Raw genomic sequence first — 21,941 nt, forward strand, 5'->3', positions numbered from 1 at the left:
ATAATTTTTTTCCCTATTTTATAAGATAAATGATTTTCAACAATTTTAACAGCACCGACCATTTTATTTTCTATGGTATTTTGCACAAAAGAAATAGGCAAAAATTCAACATTATTATGATTATCGCGAATATATTTTAAAAAAAACAAAGTTGAGACAAATTCACTTATCCATGCCAAATTCCGTTTTTCCCATAAAGAATCTAAATTCTTTAGCATTTCTTCGAAAATATCAAAAAGACTAAACATTATATCAAATAAAAAAGTACAATATTTACAAAACAATTCTTTTTTCATTATAAACATATTACATGGATAATAAGCAGTTCCTTTAGAAAATTCGATAAATATATCATAATAATCTGGATATTTATATTTAATAATATATTCAAGAGTTTTAAAACTAGTATTAGTTAAACCATGCTGTCTGCAAAAAAATTCTTCTATATTTGTTTCATGAAACAAACTCTTTTTAAAATCAAACATATAAGGAATAATTAAATCGCATTCTATTTTATCTTTTAAAAAATCATTTATATATTTGATATAAGTATAATCAATTTTATTAATAATATATGAGTATCTAGCATCAGAATCAAGCTTTAAAAAACTTGATAAATCTTTAGAAATAAAATGGCGTCTATAATGCATAAAACCTATATAATCGAGATTATATAGGTTGGAATAATTCTTCCATATCCAATAAATACCAGTTAATTCACAAAAATAACGATTCAAGTGTGATATATTAAACCCTATATTATCTTGTAACATATTTTCTGATAAAAAACTAAATCCGCTATCAGTAATATAACCATCTTTAGTTTCTTGAGTATATATTTCTTTGCCTAAAAATATCGGTTCAAATATATTGCTTTTAATTAAAAAATCTGGTTTATGATAACCTATAAAAATTTTTATTAAATTATTTCTCATAGATAAATCTTAAAATTTATTCTTAGTTACTCTATTTTTTAAAAAATAGAGTGGATTTTTCAAAAACATAGCTCCAATTTTATATAAATGACTTTCTTTTATCTGTAATGCATCTAAATAATCATCGTATTGTTCTAATTTTAATTTATTTAAGGTTGGATTAATATTAATAATACTTTTAAAAATTAATTTTGAAAAAATATGGAATACAAAAATTTTTAATATTACGAACGGAAGCTTATATGGTCTTGTATTTACGATAGCGTTTCCAATTTTATAAGATAAGTGAGATTTAACTAATAATACAGCACCCAAACATTTGCTATTTAATTCATATTGAAAAAATAATAAATTTTGATATCTTTTATCGCCAAAAAAATAAAATTGATTTTTATAAGAAGAATATAAATCTAGCGAATTAAAAAATTCTTCCTTGTTTAACTTAAGCAATTCTGCAAAAGTAAATGCTTCAGTTCCACCCAAATTAATCCATTCTTTATGGTTGTCATACCATTCATCATACGCACTTCCTAGATAAACTTTCCAAGGTTTATTATATCCCAATAAATGAATTAATTTTGCATTATTTTTATTTTCATAAGAAAATACATGATATATATCTTTTGGAAAAATATCAACTTTTAAATCAAATTTCTCAATCATCATTTGCAATATACCTTGCTCAGCATATCTTAGTTTTGAAGAATATTGTTCTAATTTTTGATATAGATATTTTCTTATTTCCAAAGGATTCTTTAATGCATCAGAGAATATAATTAAACCTGAAGCATAAGCAGTGGCATTCATATCGATTTCATCGATTTCATCGATAAAAAAATCTCTTATAGAGTGATTGATCGGATAAGGATATAGATCTAAAGACATTGAAATACCAGTTTTACCATAATTTAACAAACCACTAATATCATCAACAATTAAAAAATCACTATCAAACCAGACAACTTTTTTATATCGATCTAAATAAGTCAACATTTCAAATCTAGCATAAGGCATATTTGAAAAATATTTTAATCTTTCTCTATCTTCCAAATTTGAAATTTGAAAAGTATATTCCTTAAAAATAATATCTGAAAATATTTTACATATCGCATTTTTATCTTGTTCTTTTGCATTTTTATCTGTATATATAATGATATCATCAAACATATTCTGTGAATATTTTTTTAATCCAATAAGAACATTAGCTACAGCAAACAAATAATCATGAGTTGCAGCCATAATTAACAAAGCTTTTTTTTTATTTTTTTTATCATAAAAATTATTCATAATCATCAATCCTTTCAATCTTATTTGAATATAAAAAATAATCTACTTAATCTTTAACACTCTCTCTACAGCCTTATCCATATCATAGTACTTGTAATCGCCAAGCCTACCTAAAAAATACACATTTGTAAGTTTAGTAGCTTCATTTAAATATCTCTCATATAGTTTTTGATTTTCATGATTAGGTATAGGATAGTATCTTTCGTTCTTGCCTTCTTCATATTCACAAGGAAATTCATAAGAAAGTATGGTTTTATTAGATTTTTCATCAAGATAATATTTATACTCAACACTTCTTGTAAAATCGTAATTTTCAGGATAATTTATCTGAGGACCTGATTGCATATACTCTTTATCAAAGGTTTCAAATATTATATTTAAACTTCTATAAGGTAATTTTCCAAATTTATAATCAAAAAATTCATCAATCGCTCCTGTATAAAACAATCTTTCATATTCTATATCTTTTTTTATATCTTTAAAATCAATATTTAATTGTACTTTTATCAAAGGATGGTTGATTATATTTTCAATCATTTTTGTATAACCATCTTTTGGGATAGCTTGATAAGTATCTACAAAATATCTATCATCACGACTTATATATACAGGAACCCTTGCACTAACTGAAAAATCAAGTTCTTCAGGTTTTACACCCCATTGTTTTACTGTATATCCCAAAAAAACTTTTTTATAAATATACTCGGCTAAAAATTCTAAATCTTTATCGTTTGCATTTTTTAATTCTAAAATAGGAATTTTGGAATTAAAAGTAAATTTACTTACTAATTTTTGTTCAAGATCTTTAGCTAAATACTCTGGAAAAACTTTATGCAAAGTATCAAGATTAAATGGGATATTTACCTCTTTGCCATCTATAAAAGCTTTTACTCTATACATAAAATAATGCCATTTTGTAAAACGACTTAGATACTCCCATACTTCTTTGATACTAGTATGAAAAATATGAGGTCCATATTTATGGACAGTTATATTAGTTTCTTGATCCTTATAATCATAAATATTTCCACCGATATGCTCTCTTTTATCTATGATTAAAACTTCTTGTCCTTTACTAGCTAAACGCTCAGCTAAAATCGCCCCACTAAGCCCACAACCTACAATTAAATTTTTTACTTTTTTCATTTTAATACTTTCTATTATTTTCCCAATCCCAAGCACTTTTAATTATATCTTTAATATCAGTATATTTTGCTTCCCAAGATAAGATTTCTTTTGCTTTTTTATTATCTGCGTATAATCTTGCAGGATCCCCTTCTCTTCTTGGTGTATAATTTATAGGGCACTTTTTACCACTTACAATTTCAGCTGCACTGATGATTTCTTTTACACTTGTACCTATTCCGGTACCAAGATTTATGCAACCGCTAAATTTATATAAATTTTCTAAGGCTAAACGATGAGCCAATGCTAAATCTTCTACATGAATATAATCTCTTATGCAAGTTCCATCTTCGGTATCATAATCATTTCCAAAAATATTTATAGCAGGAATTTCTCCTTTTATAGCCTTTAAAACTAAAGGAATTAAATGAGTTTCAGGTTCATGACTTTCACCGATAAGTCCATCATTGCTTGCACCTGCAGCATTAAAATATCTTAAAGAAATATGCCTTAAACCATAAGCTTTTTCATAGTCAGCAAAAACTTGTTCTATCATAAGCTTAGTTCTTCCGTAAGCATTAATAGGATTTTGAGGGTGTTTTTCATCAATTGGAGTATATTGCGGCTCTCCGTAAGTTGCACAAGTACTTGAAAATACTATATCCTTAATATTATTTTCAAGCATTGCATTTAAAAGATTTATAGTTCCTACTACATTATTTTGATAATATTTTGCAGGATTTACAACGCTTTCTCCTACATAAGCAAAAGCTGCAAAATGCACTAGAGCATCTATTTTTTCTTGCTTGAAAACATTGGTTAAAGAAAAGGTATCTAGTAAATCTGCATGAATAAATTTAGCTCTTTTATCTATAGCTTGTTTATGTCCATAGATAAGATTATCCATGACAATACAATTATAATCATTGTCCAGCAAATGTTTTAAGGTATGTGAGCCTATATATCCTGCACCACCTACAACTAAAATATTCTTCATCTACCTACACCTTGATACTCAAAACCTAACTTTATAGCTTCATTTTTATCAAGTAAATTTCTTAAATCAACAATTTTTTTATGCCTTACCAAATCGTAAGCCTTTTTTAAATCAAGACTTGAAAATTCTTTCCATTCTGTTAGTATAGCAATCACATCAGCATCTTTTATGGCTTCATACATGCAATCAGCATAATCAATCTTATCCTCTAAAATTTGCTTAGCTAAATCCATAGCCTTTGGATCATAAGCGCAAATTTGAACTTTTTGTTCCAAAAGCCTAAAAACAATATCTACAGCGGGACTTTCTCTACAATCATCAGTGCCATCCTTAAAAGCAAGGCCAAGTACGGCTATTTTTGGATTTTTGATATCTTTAATACTATTTAAAATTCTTTCGCACATATGGTTTTTACGCTCTTCATTTCCCTTGATAGCTGCATTGATTAAAGTTAAATCGATATCATTTTGCTTACCCATAAAAGCCATAGCTAAAGTATCTTTTGGAAAACATGAACCTCCATATCCAGGCCCAGGATTTAAAAAGCGATCTCCTATCCTAGTATCAAGACCCATACCTTTAGCAACTTCTAAAATATCAGCTCCAGCTTTTTCACAAAAATTTGCCATTTCATTAATATAATGAATTTTAATAGCCAAAAATGCATTTGAAGCATATTTGATAGTCTCTGAAGAACGACGACTTACAAAAAGCAACTCGCTTTTTCCTTTAAAAGGCTCATAAAGTTTTTCTATCACCGCTTTTGCTCTTTGTGAATTTGTTCCTACTATAATTCTGTCTGGATTGAAAAAATCATATACTGCAAAACCTTCTCTTAAAAACTCAGGCAAAGAAAGAACATCAAATTCTGCATTTGGATTTTTCTTGCTAATTAAACTTTCTATATCATCACCCGTACCAACAGGAACAGTAGATTTTGTAGCAATTACTGTATAACCTGTTAAATAATCAGCTAACTCAGTTGCAGCTGCATGAATATACTTCATATCTGCTTCTTTTGTAACTGGGTGCGGTGGAGTTCCTACTGCTATGATCACTAAATCCGCATCTTTAATACCTTCTTGCATAGAAGTTGTAAATTTTAAACGACCTTCTTTTACATTTTTATGAAAAAGCTCTTCAAGATTATCTTCATAAATTGTTAAAATTCCACTATTTAAGGCATCAATTTTTGATTTTTCTCTATCTATACAAATAACATCATTTCCAAGTTCTGCTAATCCAACACCTGTTGGAAGTCCAACATAACCTGTTCCTATGATTCCTACTTTCATAAATTTTATCCTTTAAATTCTGTAATTTTTTCTTTAAAATACTTTATAGTTTTTTCTAAACCTTCATCTAAATTTATCTTTGGCTCCCAATTAAATTTAGCTTTAGCTAAAGAAATATCAGGTTTTCTTTGAGTTGGATCATCTAATGGCAAATCTTTATAGATAATCTTTGATTTAGAACCTGTTTTTTCTATAACCTTTTGCGCTAACTCTTTTATGGTAAATTCACCAGGATTACCAGTATTTATAGGTCCTTGAAAATCTTTTGAAGAATTCATCACTTTAATAATAATATCAATTAAATCATCCACATAACAAAAAGAACGCGTTTGCGAACCATCTCCATAAATTGTAATATCTTTTCCACTTAAAGCTTGACATATAAAATTACTTACAACCCTGCCATCATTTGGATCCATATTTTCTCCATAGGTATTAAAAATTCTTATTATTTTAATATCCACACCTTCATGCCTATGATAATCAAAAAATAAACTTTCTGCACATCTTTTTCCTTCATCATAACAAGCACGAATTCCTATAGGATTTACATTGCCTCTATATTCTTCATTTTGTGGATGAACGAGCGGATCTCCATAAACTTCTGAAGTTGAAGCTTGTAAAATCGTTGCATTATGCTCTTTTGCAAGTTCAAGCATATTTATAGCGCCATACACACTTGTTTTTGTTGTTTTTATGGCGTGTTTTCCTTGATAAGCAGGTGGAGAAGCTGGACAAGCAAAATTATAAATTTGATCAAGCTTTTGTGTGATTTTTAATGGCTTGCAAATATCATGCTCTATAAAAGTAAAATTTTCATTTTCTAAAAGTTCTTTGATATTTTCCATTCTACCTGTATAGTTATTATCTACACAAATAATTTTATTACCTTCACTAAGCAATCTTTTACATAAATTAGAACCTAAAAATCCCGTTCCCCCAGTGATTAAAATAATCTTCATTATAAACACTTTCCCAATTTCTATAAAAACTTATTATTATAATTCAAACTAGCTTATATTAAAATAATTTTTAAAAATTTCCCTAAACGATAAGAATAATGTTTTTTGATTTTTCTACTTTCTAGATCTTCACTACAAGAAGAAAAAACAATAAAAGGGTAATTTTTGATTGTTTCTTGAAACAACTCTTGTTCTTTTTGAATATTTAGTATCATTTTTTTAGCATTTAAAACAATTTTTATCAAACCTCTTAAACTTCTATAGTTAGATAAAACAAATTGCCCTAAACGATAAGACAATTGATATTTAAGACATTCTGCTCCACTTAAATGAAATTTTTCAAAATAATCTTTTAATTCTTGCAGTTTATTTTTAAGCAACAACGGATCTTTATCTATAAAAAAAATAATCAAAGTTCTATCAAGCAAAGTAGGCAAAAAGGTTTGTTCAACAAGGATTGATATTTCATTATTTGAATTATATTTTAAAACTTTTATCAATTCTAAACAAGTAAAAATCCAATTCATAGACATTTGATACCTTTTTAATTCATAGGTATTTTTATTAAATTCTATATATAAAGTATACAAATAAGAGTTAGTATTTATGCTATATTGTTTTTGATTGCTTATACTGTTTTCTCTAAAACGATATATATATTTTTTCTCAGGATATATGTATATATTATCAGCCATAGAAAAAAGTGCTATACCAAAATGATGATCCTCATGGATGATCTGATTAATAAATTTAATATTTATTTTTTGCAAAAAAGTAAAGTCAATCATTCCTTGCCAAGCATACCAAAATAAATAATTACCTATTTCCCTAGTCCTTTTTAACCATTGCAAAGGAGCAATGATTTGTTCTTCTGTGTAATCATAAATTTCCATTTGAGTCGCTTTATTTTTATTTAAAAACTTATAATCAAACCAAAGAACATTAACCCGATTCATTCTAGGAACACATTTTTCTATACAATCAAGCTCCCAATAATCATCAGAATCCAAAAAGATAATATAGTCTATACTAGGATAAATAAAATCAGCTAAATCTTTAGTAGTATGAAAAGCTTTATAACTTTTATACACTATATAAATTTCATAGGGATTATTACCTTCTATATTAAATTCTATTAAAGAATTTTTTTCTAAAATTTGAGTTTTATTTTTAAGTATATATTCTCCACTAAAATACTCTATGCCGACATTTTTAGCAGAACTATGACCACCATTTTTTTTATCAAAAAGTATAAATCTTTCATCTTTTAAAGTGTATTCTTTAGCTATATTAAATGAGTTTTCATCAGTGCTACCATCATTTACAAGTACAACTTGTAAATTTTTATAAGTTTGATTAACAACACTATCTAAACATTCTTTTAAGTATTTTTCTACATTATAGATTGGGATAACTACGCCTACTGTTTTATTCATCTTTTACCTAAAATATTTTCTTTTTATTCTAAAAATCTTTTTTTTTATACTATAAAAAACACTATTATATTTTTTATAGTATTTACTAGGATCTTGAACAATGCAAGAAACTTCAGATATTTCACTAACTTTAAACACTGTTTTATCTAACTTATCATAAATAAGTGAAAAATCTTGTGAAAATTTATATAAAAATTCTAACTTATACTTATCATCAATACGCTTTAAATTCCATGAATATATTTTAAATTTAAAACAATAAAAAACATCTTGCAATCTACTTTTAAGCTCTAAATTCTTATCAAAAAACTTATCTAAAAACTCAAACTCATCGCAGACACAATATATTTTATCTTTACTCTTAACCGAAGCATTTTCATTATCTTGTCTATAAAAATAAAACCCCTCTTGACAAAAATAAATACTTGAAGCCAAACTTAAAATTTGAAACCATAATCCTATATCTTGATAAGAAGCACCCTTTGTTTCATTTGCTCTTATATTGTATTTTTTAATAAAATCCATTTTATAAAGACTAGATTGATTCATATTCCAAGAATTTATAATAATACTTGGATTTAAATACGAATTAGTTTTTTTATTATATAAAGCTTGATCATAACATATAGAGAGGTTTTTAAAAATTCTTTCTTTCTCCTTATCTTCAAAACCAATAAAATCAGATTTAACTACTTGGCAATCTTGATTGCAAGCTAATCTATAAAGTTTTTCACACATATCTATTTTTACATAATCATCACTTTCAACTATTGTGCAATATTCTCCTTTGGCTTCTTTTAATCCTAGATTAATTTGATAACCCAAACTCTTTTTTTTTGAAAAAATAATTTTAATTCTACTATCTTGCTTTTTATATGATTTTAATATATCTATAGTTCCATCAATTGAATATGCATCTATACATAAAATTTCAATCTCTTTTAAACTTTGAAAAATCACACTGTCTAAACATTCTTTTATATATTTAGCCGAATTATAAGAAGGGATAATAACAGAAATTTTAGGTTTAACTAAACATTTATACGTTTGCATTCTTTTTAGCTCTCAAATCCTCAAAAAACCCCTTAGGATTAAAAAACAATTTTCTTGCCAAACGATAAAATTTAGTATGTGAAATCATAGCACCAAGATACTCTAAACCTAAAATTTTCATCAAAAATGAAAAAGGTCTTATACTCTTAAGCTCATACAAATAAGGTTTATAAATAAAAGATCCTAAAGGATAAAAGCTTTTATCATGTTTTTGCGCCATCAGCATTTTTTCTTTATCAATGATGATTTGATAAAAAATCCCATCATGCTCAAAACTATAAACTTCGTTAATCAAATAATAAAGCATTTCATACAAATCACACTTATCATCATTATTTTGGCTTAAAAAATCCAAGATAACTTTTTTTTCATCCTTCTTTAAAGTTAAGAAATATTCTTTCACTTGATAAAGTTTTTGCTCGCTTAAAATTAAATCTTGTTTATAATCTAAATCTAAATTTTTTGCAAAAAACCAAGAATGAGGTAAAATTCCTTTTTGAAAATAAAAAATATCACAATAATCTATACCATCAATTTCTTCTTTTATACTTGCATCCAAAAATATTTTAGTGATTTTTTCTTGTTGTAAAAAATCCAACAAAAGTTTATATTTTAACTCTTTAGCTATAAAAAAATCACTTATATTTTTATAAATGGTTTCTCCCACATAAACACTAATATCCTTAAAATCATAATTTTGGTCTTTAAAAAGTATTAAAACTTTTTCACCTTTGGCTTTAAAAACTTGCAAAGGCTTTAAATCATGTTTTTTGATATTTTTTAAATGCTTATAAAAAAGCTGATGATTCTTATCTTTATTTTGCATATAAGCATTTTGATTGGGTTCTACATGATAAAAATGATACATATAAATTCCATAAAAACAAGCCTCATGACCAAGCAATGAAAACCAAGATCTAAAACCTTTAAAGTTAAAAAAATTCCAATTTCTAGCATCATAGCTTAAATTAGTAGGCATTTTTTCAAAACTCACACAAGCTTTTAAAATTCTAGCAAAAAGATCAAAATCTTCATAACCATGCCCAATAAAATTTTCATCATTTCCACCTAATCTTAAAAACTGATGTTTATTTATCACAATACTTGAAGTAGAACTTGGGGCAAAAAATTTTACCCAAGTATTTTTTGCTGTAAATAAATCCTCTTGTATTAAAATATCCCAAAATTTCTCATCGTATTGTTTTAATTTTTCATTAGCATCTTTATTAAGATACACTACGGGTAAAACTACCAAAGCATTGATATTTTGAGAAATATTTTTAATTTGAACTAGTTTTAAAATTTTTTCAAAATTATCTAAAGAAATATAACAATCCACATCCAAAAATAAAAGAACATTTGAATGCGCATAACTTGCTCCTAAATTCCTACATCTTCCTTGAGAAAAAGCTTTTTGATTCATATCTTTAAGATAAATATGATGATTTGTTTGGATAAAATTTTTAAGCTCGTGATTTTTAGATGAATATCCTTCAACAAAAATAAATTCTATATTCTCATCACTTTGAAAAAATTTAGCTTTTTGAAGAACTCTTTCTTCTATATAGGGACGTTCTTTACTTAAACCAAAAGGGATAATAACAGATAAAAGAGCCATTAAACATTTCCTATGGCATAAAGCTGGATAATACCTACAACTTTTTCTTCTTTTCCTACTATAATTTCTTTGATTTTATGTTTTAACATGATCTCTTCTGCTTCACTTGCCATAGCATCAGCATCGACTACTTTAGGATTAGTGCTCATGATTTCTTTAGCTTTAAAATCAAATCTTGGCTTATCGCTTGCCTTTAAAGCACGACGCAAATCTCCATCAGTGATGATACCAACCAATTTTTCATTTTCAAGCACCACACAAAGCCCTAGCTTTCCACTAGTCATCACATCAACAAGATCATTAAATTCAGTATCAGGATGCACTATAGGAAGATTGCTTGAAACCATAAGATCTTTTACTTTAGTTAAAAGCTTACGTCCCAAACTTCCCCCTGGGTGAAAAAGTGCAAAATCATCAGGCTTGAAATTTCTTGCTTTCATCAAAGCAGCTGCTAAAGCATCTCCCATAACTAAAGTTGCCGTTGTTGAAGACATAGGAGCAAGCTGCAAAGGACAAGCTTCCTTTTCCACAGCTATATTTAAAAATATATCGCCTTGCTTTACAAGGGTAGAATTTTTTTTACCACACATTACTATAAGTGGAATTTTGCGCTTTTTTATAGCTGGAATGATTTTTAAAATCTCTTCAGTTTCTCCTGAATTTGAAATAGCAATTAAAGCATCTTCAGGGGTTAACATTCCAAGATCTCCATGCAAAGCCTCTCCTGGATGGATGAAAAAGCTTGGCGTTCCTGTACTTGCTAAAGTAGCTGCTATCTTAGCGCCTATATGGCCTGATTTACCCATTCCACTGACTATGCAACGCCCTTTAGTATTTAACATCAAATTTATAGCTTGATTGAAATTTTCATCTAAATTTTTAGACAAATCCAAAATAGCTTGTGCTTCTTTTTCAAAGACTTCTTTGGCTATTTCAAGAGTATTCATATTTAAACCTTAAAGATTAAGCACAACATTGGTTGCGATAGCAATTTGATAAAGAATTTGAGTTAACATTGAAAAAATTTGCAAATTCTCACTATCTACTTTTGGCAATACCAACACAGAATCACCTGGTTTCATATCTATACCACTATGATATTTTTCAGCTTTTCCATTGCTTCGTATCACCAAAACTTTTGAAGTATCCGCTCTTTCTCCATAACCTCCTGCAAGATTGATATAATATCTTAAATCTTTACCCTTATCATACACAAAAGCCCCAGGTAAAGAAACCTCGCCTTGAACTATGATGAGATTATTCTTACTTGGCACATTAATAGTATCACCATCTTCCAATATAACCGAGCCATAAGACTTTGGATTATCGATGACAATTTGACCCTTAGGCTCTACTTGCTTAGCTCTTTGAATAAATTCTAAAATCGTTTTTGCTTGTTGAGCTCTTATAGCTGCGCCTTGAGCTGTAACAGAACTGCTAGTTAAAGCTAGAGTTTCAAGCTCTTTAAGCTGAGCATTGATAAGCTCTTTTTGAGTTCTAGCTACACTTTTTCTAAATACTTGCAAAGCTTGCATGTTTGATTGCGGATTAGCCTTGATTAGTTTAGAAATATCTTCTAAAGTCGTTCCTTTACCTACAATTAAAGTTTTTAAACCATTATGCTCGCCATTTACACTTATAGTTATATTTTCAGAAACATACTCAGGGTGAAATTCTACCTCATCTCCTGTTCTAAGTAAAACTTTTGAAAATTGCATTTTATTATAAGCACTGACATTAAGTTTATGATCTTCACCATAACTTTTTACGATAGCATTAGTCACGATAGGTTTAGCACCTGATACTCTAGCTAAGTCAGCTAAAGTTTTAATATCATTTGAAAGTTCAAAACGAAAAGGTCTTTGCACATCACCGTTAACAAAAGCGTAATTTTGAACATTTCCTACTAAAATAACATCTCCACTTCTAAAAGGAAAAAGATCCATTTGCCCTTTTAGCAAAAAATCATACAAATCGATATTTTTTATCACACTATTATTGCGCAAAATTTGAATATCTCTAAAACTTCCATATTCTAAATTTATACCCCCTGCTTTATCAAGATACTGTATCACTGAATCCGAACTAAGTCCTTGATAAAGTCCTGGAGCATTAACACTTCCTGTTACAAAAACACTGACATTTTGATAAGCATTCATATCTGCATAAACAAAAACATTGCTTTTATAGATTTTATTAACATGTGCTTTTATAACACTTACAAGGGCGCTATTTTTCACACCTAGTAAATTTACAGCTCCTACTTTAGGGATAAAAATATTTCCTTGAGAATCCACCACTAAAACTTGCGAAAACTCAACAGCTCCCCAAATTTTAAGACTGATTTGATCACCAACTGCGATCTTATAATCTGGGTTATAAACTCTTTGATTGTAATTTTTAAAATTTCCATTAAAAAGATGAGCACCAAATACTAAAATTTGATGAATTTTTGTAAGATTATTTTCTTTATTTGCCATATCATAATTTGTGCTTAAATTTTGATCTATACTAGTTGTAGTAGAACCTTGATCTTCCGCTGAAATGATTTGTGAAACATCCACAGCTCCAAAACATAAAATACAACTAAAAAATAAAATTAATATTTTTTTCATTTTAATACTTATGCTCCTCTATTATCATTTTAATAAATTTAACAATCCCAAAAATCAAAGATAATACAATAAACGCTGTTAAAATATCATAAATTCTTTCAGGATATTTTGCACTTTCTGGAATATCTGGACTTTGAATGATGACAAGTTGTTTTATTTTCCTTAAAGCTTCTACTCTAGCACTTTCATAAGCTTTTAAAGCTGCTTCATAGGCTTTTTGCGCAAAAGTAGCTTCTATAGTTAAATCCTGAAATTTAGCAGCCAAATCATTAAGCTTTTGAGAAGAATTGTTAGCTGAAATTTTAGATTTTTCCCTTAAAAGCTGTTTTTTAATCGCTTCAATTTCTGCTTTAAGTGCTACTACTTCAGGTGCTGCATCATTCATATAGCTTTGTAAAGTTAAAAGCTTGGCTTCTTTTTGAGCTAGATTAGCCTCAATTTGTGCAACCAAACTTGCTTTATTTTCAGCTTGCTTTAAAGGATCAAAAACTCCATATTTATTTTGAAAAGCAATCAGATCATTTTGTGCTTTTTGATATCGTTCTTTGTATTTTTGTACTTCATTTTCAGCAAAAGCCATTTGTTCTCTAGCTGCTTTATGAGAGATTTCGTTGATAAATTTTTCGCTTTCTTGCATAATAGTTTGAGCAATCAAATGAGCTGATTTAGGTGTAAAACCCTCTACTTCTACCTGTAAAAGCTTAGTGGTTTCATCTGTATGCACCTTAACTCTTGCTTGGTAATATTTAAGATAAGATTCTATCGAACTTGAATCCCAAATTTTAAAAGGCAAATCTATATGTTGTTCTTGATAAAGACTTTTAAGTTTGATTTTTTCATCCAAAATCTTTAGCATATCACTTGATTCTATATAGCCTTTTAGATAATTTAAATCTTCACTTGCCGTAGAAGTGTTACTAAGTAAAGATAAAATTCCACTTGTTTGAGCACTTTCTCCACTTGTTGATCTAACATCTAAAATCATCGTGCTTACATATCTTGGTGCTGCAATCAATGTATAATAAATCACAACAAAAATCATTATAAACCAAACAATTTTAAAAGAATCAAATATACCTAAATCTTTAATTTTTTCTAATAAAGTTTTATTTTCTTCCATTAAGCTTTTCCTTGATACGCAGCTATTCCTTCATCTACATCATCATAAACCGTAATTTGTCCATTTTTCATATAAATTATTTTATCACACCATTCTTTAATTTCAGCTACATCATGAGATACCATAATCACTTTTGATTTGCTTAATCTTTCCCTATATAATTTCACGCTTTTTTCCCTAAAAGCAGGATCTCCAACAGCTCCAGCTTCATCAATTAAATAATAATCAAAATCAAAGGCCATGCTAAGTCCAAAAGCTATCCTAGCACTCATTCCCGAAGAATAAGTCTTCATAGGCTCATCAAAAAATTTCCCAAGCTCTGCAAAATCTTCTACGAATTTTACTTTTTCTTGAAGCTCTTGTCCTTTATAACCATATACTCTAGCTACAAATTTAGCATTATCTCTAGCAGTTAAAGAACCTTGAAAAGCTCCATTTAAACCTAAAGGCCAAGATAATTTTTTATTAGTAATTATTTTACCACTATCAGGAAGCTCTGCCCCGCTTAAAAGTCTCATGAGAGTGGACTTACCTGCACCATTACCCCCCATCAATCCTATACTACAATTTTCAGGAAATTCAAAAGTAAAATTTTTAAAAACATAATGCCTCCCACCGCTAAATAAAGGATAAGATTTAGTTAAATTAATTAGCTTTATCATTCTTTTTTTGCCGCCGTTAAAGCTTGTCTGTTATAGTAATAGACAAAAAGTCCTATAAATAAAACAAGTAAAATCCAAAATATAGCATAAAAATAACTATATTCATCTTGTAAAGGATAATTCTCAAAAAAATTAAATCTTAAAAGTTCAAAAATATGAAGTAAAGGATTATAATATAATATATCAAGTAAAGGACGAGGAGTTAGCCAAGTAGGGAGTATAACACCTGAAGTCCAATAAAACACTATGCTAAAATAAGTTAATAAAGTTCTTAAAGGCTCTACAAAATGCCAAATAATAGCAAAACAAACCCCCAAGGCAAAAGCTGAGCACATAAGTAAAAAAATACAAAATAAAACTCCAAGTAAATGAACTGGGAATACATCAAATCTAAAAAACCATCCTACAAAAAAAAGCACAGTGATAAAAATCACAAAATAAATACAAAACTCAAGCAAAGTTCTAGCAATAAATACATGTATAGGCTTTACAGGTTTATAAGCAAAAAGAGCCAAATTTGCCTGAGTACCATTCATAAGTTGAGTTACTATACTTCTAAACATAAAATAAGGCATAATACCTGAAATTAAAAACATAAAAATAGAAATTCCTTCAGGCATAACTTGATGATGATATTCTCTTATAATAGTGACAATTGCTGTGATAGCAAGTGTTATTGACATTGGTTCTCCAACTACCCAAAGATAACCCAAATGCCTATTAGCACCAAATCTAGTTTTTAACTCCCTAAAAAATAAAGCGTGAATTACATTTAACATTTATTTTCTATACCTAACAATTTACATAAACTATAATCATAACTCATTTTTTTAAATAAAATCATAAAAATTTATTTTTTACAAAATTCAAGCTTTTTACTAAGTCCTAAAGCATTGTTAGTAAATTTAAGCCAAAAAAGCTCTAAAGCATAAATTTTTGCACTTTTATCAAGCTTAGCAAAGGGAAATTTAGAAAAATAAATTTTCATTTGTTCCTTGCTTGCCATTTTAAACTCGGCCTTAGCTTGCACACCTTTTAAAAAGGCTATTTTATTTTCTTTAGTTATATTAAGTGCTATACTTGAATTTTCACTAGCTAATCTTATATGCTTAGTATCTTCATGAGAAGCGATAATAAAAGCTAAATTCTTCTCATCAAAAACATAAAAAGCACTAGCTGTATAAACACCTTTTTCATCAATCATAGCCCAAGATAAAAGCTGCTCATTTTTTATAAATTCTAAAATTCTTTCATCCATATTGTAAAATTATACTAAAATATTTTTAAAAATAACCGATTTATAATCTAAACTATAAATATAAGGGGAAGAAATGCAAATTGATGCTAGTAAAAACCAAAGTTTTTCGATGGATTATACAACAAAAAGTGGCAAACATTTAGCCTTATCTATGTATGATAATCAAAGCGTAAGTTATGCAAATAATGAAGAAGGTAAAACTCTTAATCTTAAGCGTCAGTATGGCTTTAGCTTTACTTTTGAAGGCTCTAAGCTCACACAAAATGATCTTGATGAGATTAAAAATGCTATGAAAGAAGTTGAACCTATGATCAAAGACTTTTTAGCAAATTCTAAAGTCGGAGAGTTAAAGCCAAAAGAAATTATAGAATCAGCTATGCAAATGGCAAATGTTCTACCAACACCAAATGATGAAAACCATCAAAATGCTATTATGAATAATTTTACAAATAAACTCAGTGATTTACTAAAACAAAATCAAACAGATGATAAAGATATCAATGCTTCTATGCTTGAAGATAGTAAAAAACTCCTCGATGAAGTTTTAGAACAAATGAAAAAACAACTTGAAAAACAACAAGAAAAAGCCAAGGAAAATCAAGATAAGACAGATGATAGTTTAAATCTTTACGCTTAAATCATATAATATTAAAAATTATCAAGGAGTTTTTAAATGACAAATATCGAAATTTTAGAAAATATGCTCAAACTCCAACAAAAACTCAACGATGAAACAAACGGCTTAAATTGGGAAAATGGCTACACCAAAGAAGGAAAACTGATCAGTTGGAGACGCTGTATTTATATGGAATGTGCAGAACTTATAGACTCTTTTGCATGGAAACATTGGAAAAACATTTCAAGTCCGACAAATTGGGAAAATGTGCGTATAGAGATTGTTGATATTTGGCATTTTATCTTAAGTCTTTTACTTGAAGAATATCGCGATAAAAACGGTAAAGATTTCAAAGCTATAGCTACAGAAGTTAATACTGTGAGTGTATTTCAAGATTTTTGCAAAGAAGAAGAACATCCTAATGAGAGTGATATTTATGGTATTTTAAATGATATAGAGCTTATTATCCACAAATGCAGTGGCTTTGGATTTAATCTTGGAGAATTGCTTTCAACCTATTTTACTTTAGCTATCAAATGCGGACTTAATCTTGAAATTCTTTATAAAACCTACATAGGTAAAAATGTTTTGAATATCTTTAGACAAAACAATGGTTACAAAGAAGGTAGCTATAAAAAAACTTGGAATGGCAAAGAAGACAATGAAGTTTTAGCTCAAATTTTAGAACAAGAGCTTGATTTTGATACTATTTATAAAAAACTAGAAGAATGCTATAAAAAGGCATAATTTGGATATTTTAAAACTTGCGATCAAAGATTTTTTAAGTCTTAAATTTTTAAAATTTGCCTTAATTCCTTTGATTTTTAGCCTTGTGCTGATGCTTTTTTTAGGAGTACTTGGCTTTTCGGCTTTGCTGGATTATTTTAATTCTTTATTTAGCGTTGGAGAGGATTCGTTTTGGGCGTGGTTTTATGCCCTTCATTTTGTGCAAATTTTAATCACCATCATAAGCTTTTTATTTTCAGGTTTTATTGTTGTTTTTGCTTCGGTTTTTTTAGCCCTTTTTATCACTTCTTTTCTCACTCCTTTTATCGCTAAAGAAATCAACCAAAAATATTACCATTATGATAATACAAACGAAGTTTCAACCCTAAAAACTATCTTTGAAATTTTTAAAATTTTTATAAAATTTATAGGGATTTTTTTACTTTGTACCTTGGCTTTATTTTTACCTTTTATCAATATTTTTGTATATTATCTTGCCTTTTATTATCTCTTTCACAAACTTTTAATGATTGATGTTACAAGCACGATTTTAGACAAAGAAAGTTTTAAAAGCTTTCTTTCTGATTTTTCGCCTTTAGAGTTTAAATTTAGCACTCTTTGTTTTTATCTACTCTCATCAGTGCCACTTTTAGGACTTTTTTTGCAAGTGTTTTTTGTGATTTTTCTCACACATTTAGCCTATCAAAGAATTTTAAAATTAAAAGCTAAGGCTTAAAATATCGATTTTGTGATTATACAAATAAGCTCTTAAAAGTCTTGGAATTTTAGCTATTCTGCACTCTTCTTTGAAATTTTTGGGTAATTTTTGACAAGTTTCATACTCAAAAACAATAGCTTGTTCATTTTTATATACAAGTGCTATTTTACCACCTAAAACACAATCGCCCTTTAAAAACTCCTTTCTTTGTGCCGTACTTAAAAGTAAACCTTTCATTTTCACCGCTCTAGCAATCAAACTTTCATTTTTAGGGCAAATAAGAAGTCCTTGAACTTCTTTGATATTTTCAAAGTCATAAAGTTTTTTCCTATCTTCATCAAGATAAGAAAAGCTTCTTTTTAAACCCTGATGAAATTCGCTCACAAAGGCATTAGAGAAATTTTTTCTTATATAATTTCTAAAATATTTTTCATTTTCATTGCTTTCATCATGGAAATAAAAAATATCTTTTTCTTTTAAAAAAGATGAAATTTCATCTTTACTTATAAAGAGTAAAGGACGTAAAAGTGTATAATTTGATCGTTTTTCACACTCTTGCATACCTAAAATTTCAGCCAAACCTGCGCCACGAGAAAGTTGCATCAAAAACCATTCAAATTGATCATTTAAATGATGAGCTAAAATAAGATGATCATAATCTTGCTCAAGACAAATTTTTTCAAAAAAATCATAGCGAAAATCTCTGGCTTTTTTTTCAAAATTACTTTGAAATTTAGGAGCCTGTTTTATGAAAATTTTTTTATGAAATTTCAAAGCAAGTTCTTTGGCTTTTAACTCTTCTAAATCACTATTTTTTCTAGCTTTATAATTTATCATCACAAGATCAAAGTCGATCTTTTCTTGCATTAAAAGATAAAAAAGCGCACTAGAATCACTTCCATAAGAAAAAGCGAGTAAATTTTTACCCCTTTTTAAAAGGGCTAAAATTTCATCTTTAATTTGCATCTACTTTTCTTAAAGCCTTAGCAAGGAGCTTTTTATCAAGGTTTTGTAAAATTTCACATTCATAAATTTGCCCCATTTCTAAATTTCCACATTCACTTTCATTGATAAGAATTTCCCCATCAATCTCTCTATCCCATCTTAAATCTTTAGCTGCGATAAAAAACTCTCCCTCGCTACTTTCTCCTGTGCAAACTGCTAAACGCTTTTGCCCTACTTCTTTTTCAAAACTTTTTTCTATCACTTCATCAACAATTTTTTCTATGATTTTAAGTCTTTTATTGATCACTTTAAAAGGCACTTGCTCCATATCAAAAGCAGCTGTATCTTCTTCCTTAGAATACGCAAAAACACTCACCCTATCAAAACCAAAGTCTTTAACAAACTCACAAAGCTCTTCAAAATCCGCCTCACTTTCACCTGGATGCCCTACGATAAAACCCGTGCGTAAAAAGCTATTTGGCGCACTTTTCATTAAATTTAGCATTTCTTTAAGTCTTGTGCTATTTGCCCCACGCTTCATGATTTTAAGCATATTATCACTTATGTGCTGCAAAGGCATATCAAAATAATTTACAAAAATTTCAGAAGCTATAATGCGTTTGATCAAAGCTTCACTCGCACTCGTAGGATAAAGATATAAAATTCTAGCCGCTCTTATACCTTTGATTTTTTCGACCTCATCGATTAAGCGTATAAGCCCATCTTTTTCACCCTTATCAAACAAATAAGAACTCGTATCTTGTGCAATAAAAGAAAAGTCCTTATAACCTCTAGCTACCAAATCTTTAAGCTCAGCTATAATGCTACTTATTTCGCGAGATTTTAACTTGCCTTTAAAACTTGGGATAGCACAAAAAGAGCATTTTTGATTACAACCTTCGGCGATTTTTATAAAAGCATGGAAATTTGAACCTGTGATAATACGTTTAGAATTTTCACTTTGCAAATAAGTCGAATTTGAAAATAAATTTGTTTTTTTAAGTATCATTTCGTCGATTCTTTCATAATCACCCACACCTGTGAAAAGATCAACCTCAGGAAGTTCTTTCATAAGTTCTTCGCGGTAACGCTGCATCAAACAACCCGTAACCACCAAAAGAGAATCTTTTTTTCTTTGTTCGTGCAAATCCAAAATCGCATTAATGCTTTCTTTTTTTGCACTGTCGATAAAACCACAGGTATTTACGATCAAAACATCGGCTTTACTTGGTTCATCGCAAAGCTCATAAGCACTAAGGCGTCCTAGCATGATCTCACTATCGACTAAATTTTTATTACAACCTAAAGACATAAGATAAAGTTTTGACATTTTTCTCGCTTTTTTAAATTTTTTGATAAAATAATTTCTTAAAATCATATCAAAATAATAATTAGGAAAAATTTATGAATGAAAAAAATGTAGTTTTATTAGGTGGAAGTAATTCTGTAATGGTAAATGGGTTGCAAAAAGGATTAAAAGAAGGTATTGAAAAATTTAATACCACTGTCAACAAGGAGCAGGAGAAATTAAAATTTTATAATTTAGCCTTGGGAGCATCTTCATCACTACAAAATTTATACGAGTTGAAACGCGATAGAAATAAAACTATACTAAAAAATGCCGAACTTATTATTTCTGAATCAAATGTAAATGATTCTTGGTCTTATAATAATATCGAAATTTATGAAATTGTAAAATCATTTTTTACAGAATTAAGTTGTTTGAATAGTAAAATATTGATTCTGATACTACCTTTTTTTAATTACAATTCTAAAGTCATTAACCAAATTCACAAAAAATTAGCTCTAAAATTTAATTTTAATATCATCGATATAAATAACTATTATGAAAAATTTAATTTAATTGATTTTTCTTTTTTAAGAGAAAAAGATGGCTCTCATCAATTTGATATAATTTACTCACAATTAGGAAATAGTATTATTAATAATATAGAAAATTTTTTAACAAACAATACACATAATACACACAGTTCAACCTTTCATTTTAAAATTTGCGAAGCAGATGCATTGGAAAATTTATCAAAAAAAAATATCATGTATTATCGCTCTAATTCTGCTTTTAATGAAAAATGCATAAGGTTATTTGACTCCAATCTACTAAAATTTCCAAATAAATATAAAGGGTTTAAGCTGATAGGTTATCACTGTTGGACAACAGAAGAAGATGCAAATATTTGTGTTTCACCAAATTGGTTAGAAAGACGAAAAATTACAAGCAATATTCTTATTTATAATAAAAATGGTGAGATTTTATTAAAACCTTGTCTTGATAATATATTTGTTGATATATATTCTTCCATTTGCATTGATGAAGATACATACATTAAAGTTAATAAAGATTCATTATCTTATTGTGATTTCATTGCATTTTTTTAACCTATCCAAAAAAACATATTAATAATAATTTAAACTTTGAAAAATTACAAAATATTAACATAAAAATTCCAAAAAAATATAATTTTAATCACTTAATTCCCCAAATAGAAATTTATAAAGAAATCATTAATGAATATCATTTTTATAAGGATAAATCTACCTTATCACAAGAAAAT

At 28.1% G+C, this 21,941-nt stretch carries 21 protein-coding genes; 4 read left to right on the forward strand and 17 right to left on the reverse strand.

Features of this window, described 5'->3' with window-relative positions; translation table 11 throughout:
- The 15 genes from ELQ07_RS05050 to ELQ07_RS05120 form a co-directional block, all read right to left on the reverse strand.
- The coding region (locus ELQ07_RS05050) for a DUF4422 domain-containing protein (RefSeq protein WP_134224826.1) at window positions 1-935 on the reverse strand (935 nt) is incomplete at its 3' end.
- Between the two features lie 9 nt (window positions 936-944).
- On the reverse strand, window positions 945-2,222 hold the full coding sequence (locus tag ELQ07_RS05055) for a glycosyltransferase (RefSeq protein WP_166738575.1): 1,278 nt from the start codon (window positions 2,220-2,222) through the stop codon (window positions 945-947).
- A gap of 42 nt (window positions 2,223-2,264) precedes the next feature.
- Entirely contained in the window at window positions 2,265-3,368 is a 1,104-nt protein-coding gene (gene glf / locus ELQ07_RS05060; RefSeq protein ID WP_134224828.1) for a UDP-galactopyranose mutase, read from the reverse strand.
- A 1-nt stretch (window position 3,369) separates the two neighbouring features.
- Window positions 3,370-4,344 carry a UDP-glucose 4-epimerase GalE gene (gene galE, locus ELQ07_RS05065; protein ID WP_134224829.1) on the reverse strand — a complete coding sequence of 325 codons (975 nt, stop codon included), beginning with the start codon at window positions 4,342-4,344 and terminating at the stop codon, window positions 3,370-3,372.
- On the reverse strand, window positions 4,341-5,639 hold the full coding sequence (locus ELQ07_RS05070; protein ID WP_134224830.1) for a UDP-glucose/GDP-mannose dehydrogenase family protein: 1,299 nt from the start codon (window positions 5,637-5,639) through the stop codon (window positions 4,341-4,343). Before ELQ07_RS05070 ends, galE begins: the two co-directional genes overlap by 4 nt.
- A gap of 5 nt (window positions 5,640-5,644) precedes the next feature.
- A complete protein-coding gene (locus tag ELQ07_RS05075) occupies window positions 5,645-6,601 on the reverse strand; it encodes a UDP-glucuronic acid decarboxylase family protein (protein WP_134224831.1) in 957 nt (318 codons plus the stop codon).
- A gap of 53 nt (window positions 6,602-6,654) precedes the next feature.
- Complete coding sequence (locus ELQ07_RS05080; RefSeq protein ID WP_134224832.1) at window positions 6,655-8,037, reverse strand: glycosyltransferase family 2 protein; 1,383 nt, start codon at window positions 8,035-8,037, stop codon at window positions 6,655-6,657.
- Between the two features lie 3 nt (window positions 8,038-8,040).
- Window positions 8,041-9,090 carry a glycosyltransferase family 2 protein gene (locus tag ELQ07_RS05085; RefSeq protein WP_134224833.1) on the reverse strand — a complete coding sequence of 350 codons (1,050 nt, stop codon included), beginning with the start codon at window positions 9,088-9,090 and terminating at the stop codon, window positions 8,041-8,043.
- Window positions 9,077-10,708: a galactosyltransferase-related protein gene (locus ELQ07_RS05090; RefSeq protein WP_134224834.1), complete on the reverse strand. Its 1,632-nt coding sequence runs from the start codon at window positions 10,706-10,708 to the stop codon at window positions 9,077-9,079. Before ELQ07_RS05090 ends, ELQ07_RS05085 begins: the two co-directional genes overlap by 14 nt.
- Window positions 10,708-11,655 carry a KpsF/GutQ family sugar-phosphate isomerase gene (locus ELQ07_RS05095; protein WP_134224835.1) on the reverse strand — a complete coding sequence of 316 codons (948 nt, stop codon included), beginning with the start codon at window positions 11,653-11,655 and terminating at the stop codon, window positions 10,708-10,710. The genes ELQ07_RS05090 and ELQ07_RS05095 overlap by 1 nt, the downstream gene beginning before the upstream one ends.
- A gap of 9 nt (window positions 11,656-11,664) precedes the next feature.
- Window positions 11,665-13,323, reverse strand: a complete 1,659-nt coding sequence (locus ELQ07_RS05100) for a polysaccharide biosynthesis/export family protein (protein WP_134224836.1) — start codon at window positions 13,321-13,323, stop codon at window positions 11,665-11,667.
- A 1-nt stretch (window position 13,324) separates the two neighbouring features.
- A complete protein-coding gene (locus tag ELQ07_RS05105) occupies window positions 13,325-14,443 on the reverse strand; it encodes a capsule biosynthesis protein (protein WP_134224837.1) in 1,119 nt (372 codons plus the stop codon).
- Window positions 14,443-15,105: an ABC transporter ATP-binding protein gene (locus tag ELQ07_RS05110; RefSeq protein WP_022552422.1), complete on the reverse strand. Its 663-nt coding sequence runs from the start codon at window positions 15,103-15,105 to the stop codon at window positions 14,443-14,445. Before ELQ07_RS05110 ends, ELQ07_RS05105 begins: the two co-directional genes overlap by 1 nt.
- Window positions 15,102-15,884: an ABC transporter permease gene (locus ELQ07_RS05115; RefSeq protein ID WP_070246281.1), complete on the reverse strand. Its 783-nt coding sequence runs from the start codon at window positions 15,882-15,884 to the stop codon at window positions 15,102-15,104. The genes ELQ07_RS05110 and ELQ07_RS05115 overlap by 4 nt, the downstream gene beginning before the upstream one ends.
- Window positions 15,885-15,955: 71 nt before the next feature.
- On the reverse strand, window positions 15,956-16,363 hold the full coding sequence (locus ELQ07_RS05120; protein ID WP_134224838.1) for a hypothetical protein: 408 nt from the start codon (window positions 16,361-16,363) through the stop codon (window positions 15,956-15,958).
- Window positions 16,364-16,436: 73 nt separating this feature from the next.
- Between ELQ07_RS05120 and ciaI the strand changes: the two genes are divergently transcribed.
- The 3 genes from ciaI to ELQ07_RS05135 are packed head-to-tail and all read left to right on the forward strand — an operon-like array spanning window position 16,437 to window position 18,441.
- Window positions 16,437-17,000, forward strand: a complete 564-nt coding sequence (gene ciaI, locus ELQ07_RS05125; protein WP_002826203.1) for an intracellular survival protein CiaI — start codon at window positions 16,437-16,439, stop codon at window positions 16,998-17,000.
- Window positions 17,001-17,036: 36 nt separating this feature from the next.
- Window positions 17,037-17,726: a dUTPase gene (dut, locus tag ELQ07_RS05130; protein ID WP_134224839.1), complete on the forward strand. Its 690-nt coding sequence runs from the start codon at window positions 17,037-17,039 to the stop codon at window positions 17,724-17,726.
- 1 nt (window position 17,727) lies between these two features.
- Window positions 17,728-18,441: an EI24 domain-containing protein gene (locus ELQ07_RS05135; protein WP_063674786.1), complete on the forward strand. Its 714-nt coding sequence runs from the start codon at window positions 17,728-17,730 to the stop codon at window positions 18,439-18,441.
- Here the strand turns inward: ELQ07_RS05135 and tilS are convergent.
- Window positions 18,424-19,389, reverse strand: a complete 966-nt coding sequence (gene tilS, locus ELQ07_RS05140) for a tRNA lysidine(34) synthetase TilS (RefSeq protein WP_070316813.1) — start codon at window positions 19,387-19,389, stop codon at window positions 18,424-18,426. The two genes, ELQ07_RS05135 and tilS, sit on opposite strands and share 18 nt — an antisense overlap.
- Window positions 19,379-20,698: a 30S ribosomal protein S12 methylthiotransferase RimO gene (gene rimO, locus ELQ07_RS05145; protein WP_134224840.1), complete on the reverse strand. Its 1,320-nt coding sequence runs from the start codon at window positions 20,696-20,698 to the stop codon at window positions 19,379-19,381. Before rimO ends, tilS begins: the two co-directional genes overlap by 11 nt.
- A 74-nt stretch (window positions 20,699-20,772) precedes the next feature.
- Between rimO and ELQ07_RS08255 the strand changes: the two genes are divergently transcribed.
- Window positions 20,773-21,765: a hypothetical protein gene (locus ELQ07_RS08255; protein WP_208359323.1), complete on the forward strand. Its 993-nt coding sequence runs from the start codon at window positions 20,773-20,775 to the stop codon at window positions 21,763-21,765.
- Window positions 21,766-21,941 lie beyond the last annotated feature (176 nt).

This window comes from Campylobacter sp. US55, assembly GCF_004378955.1.
GTDB lineage: Bacteria > Campylobacterota > Campylobacteria > Campylobacterales > Campylobacteraceae > Campylobacter_D > Campylobacter_D jejuni.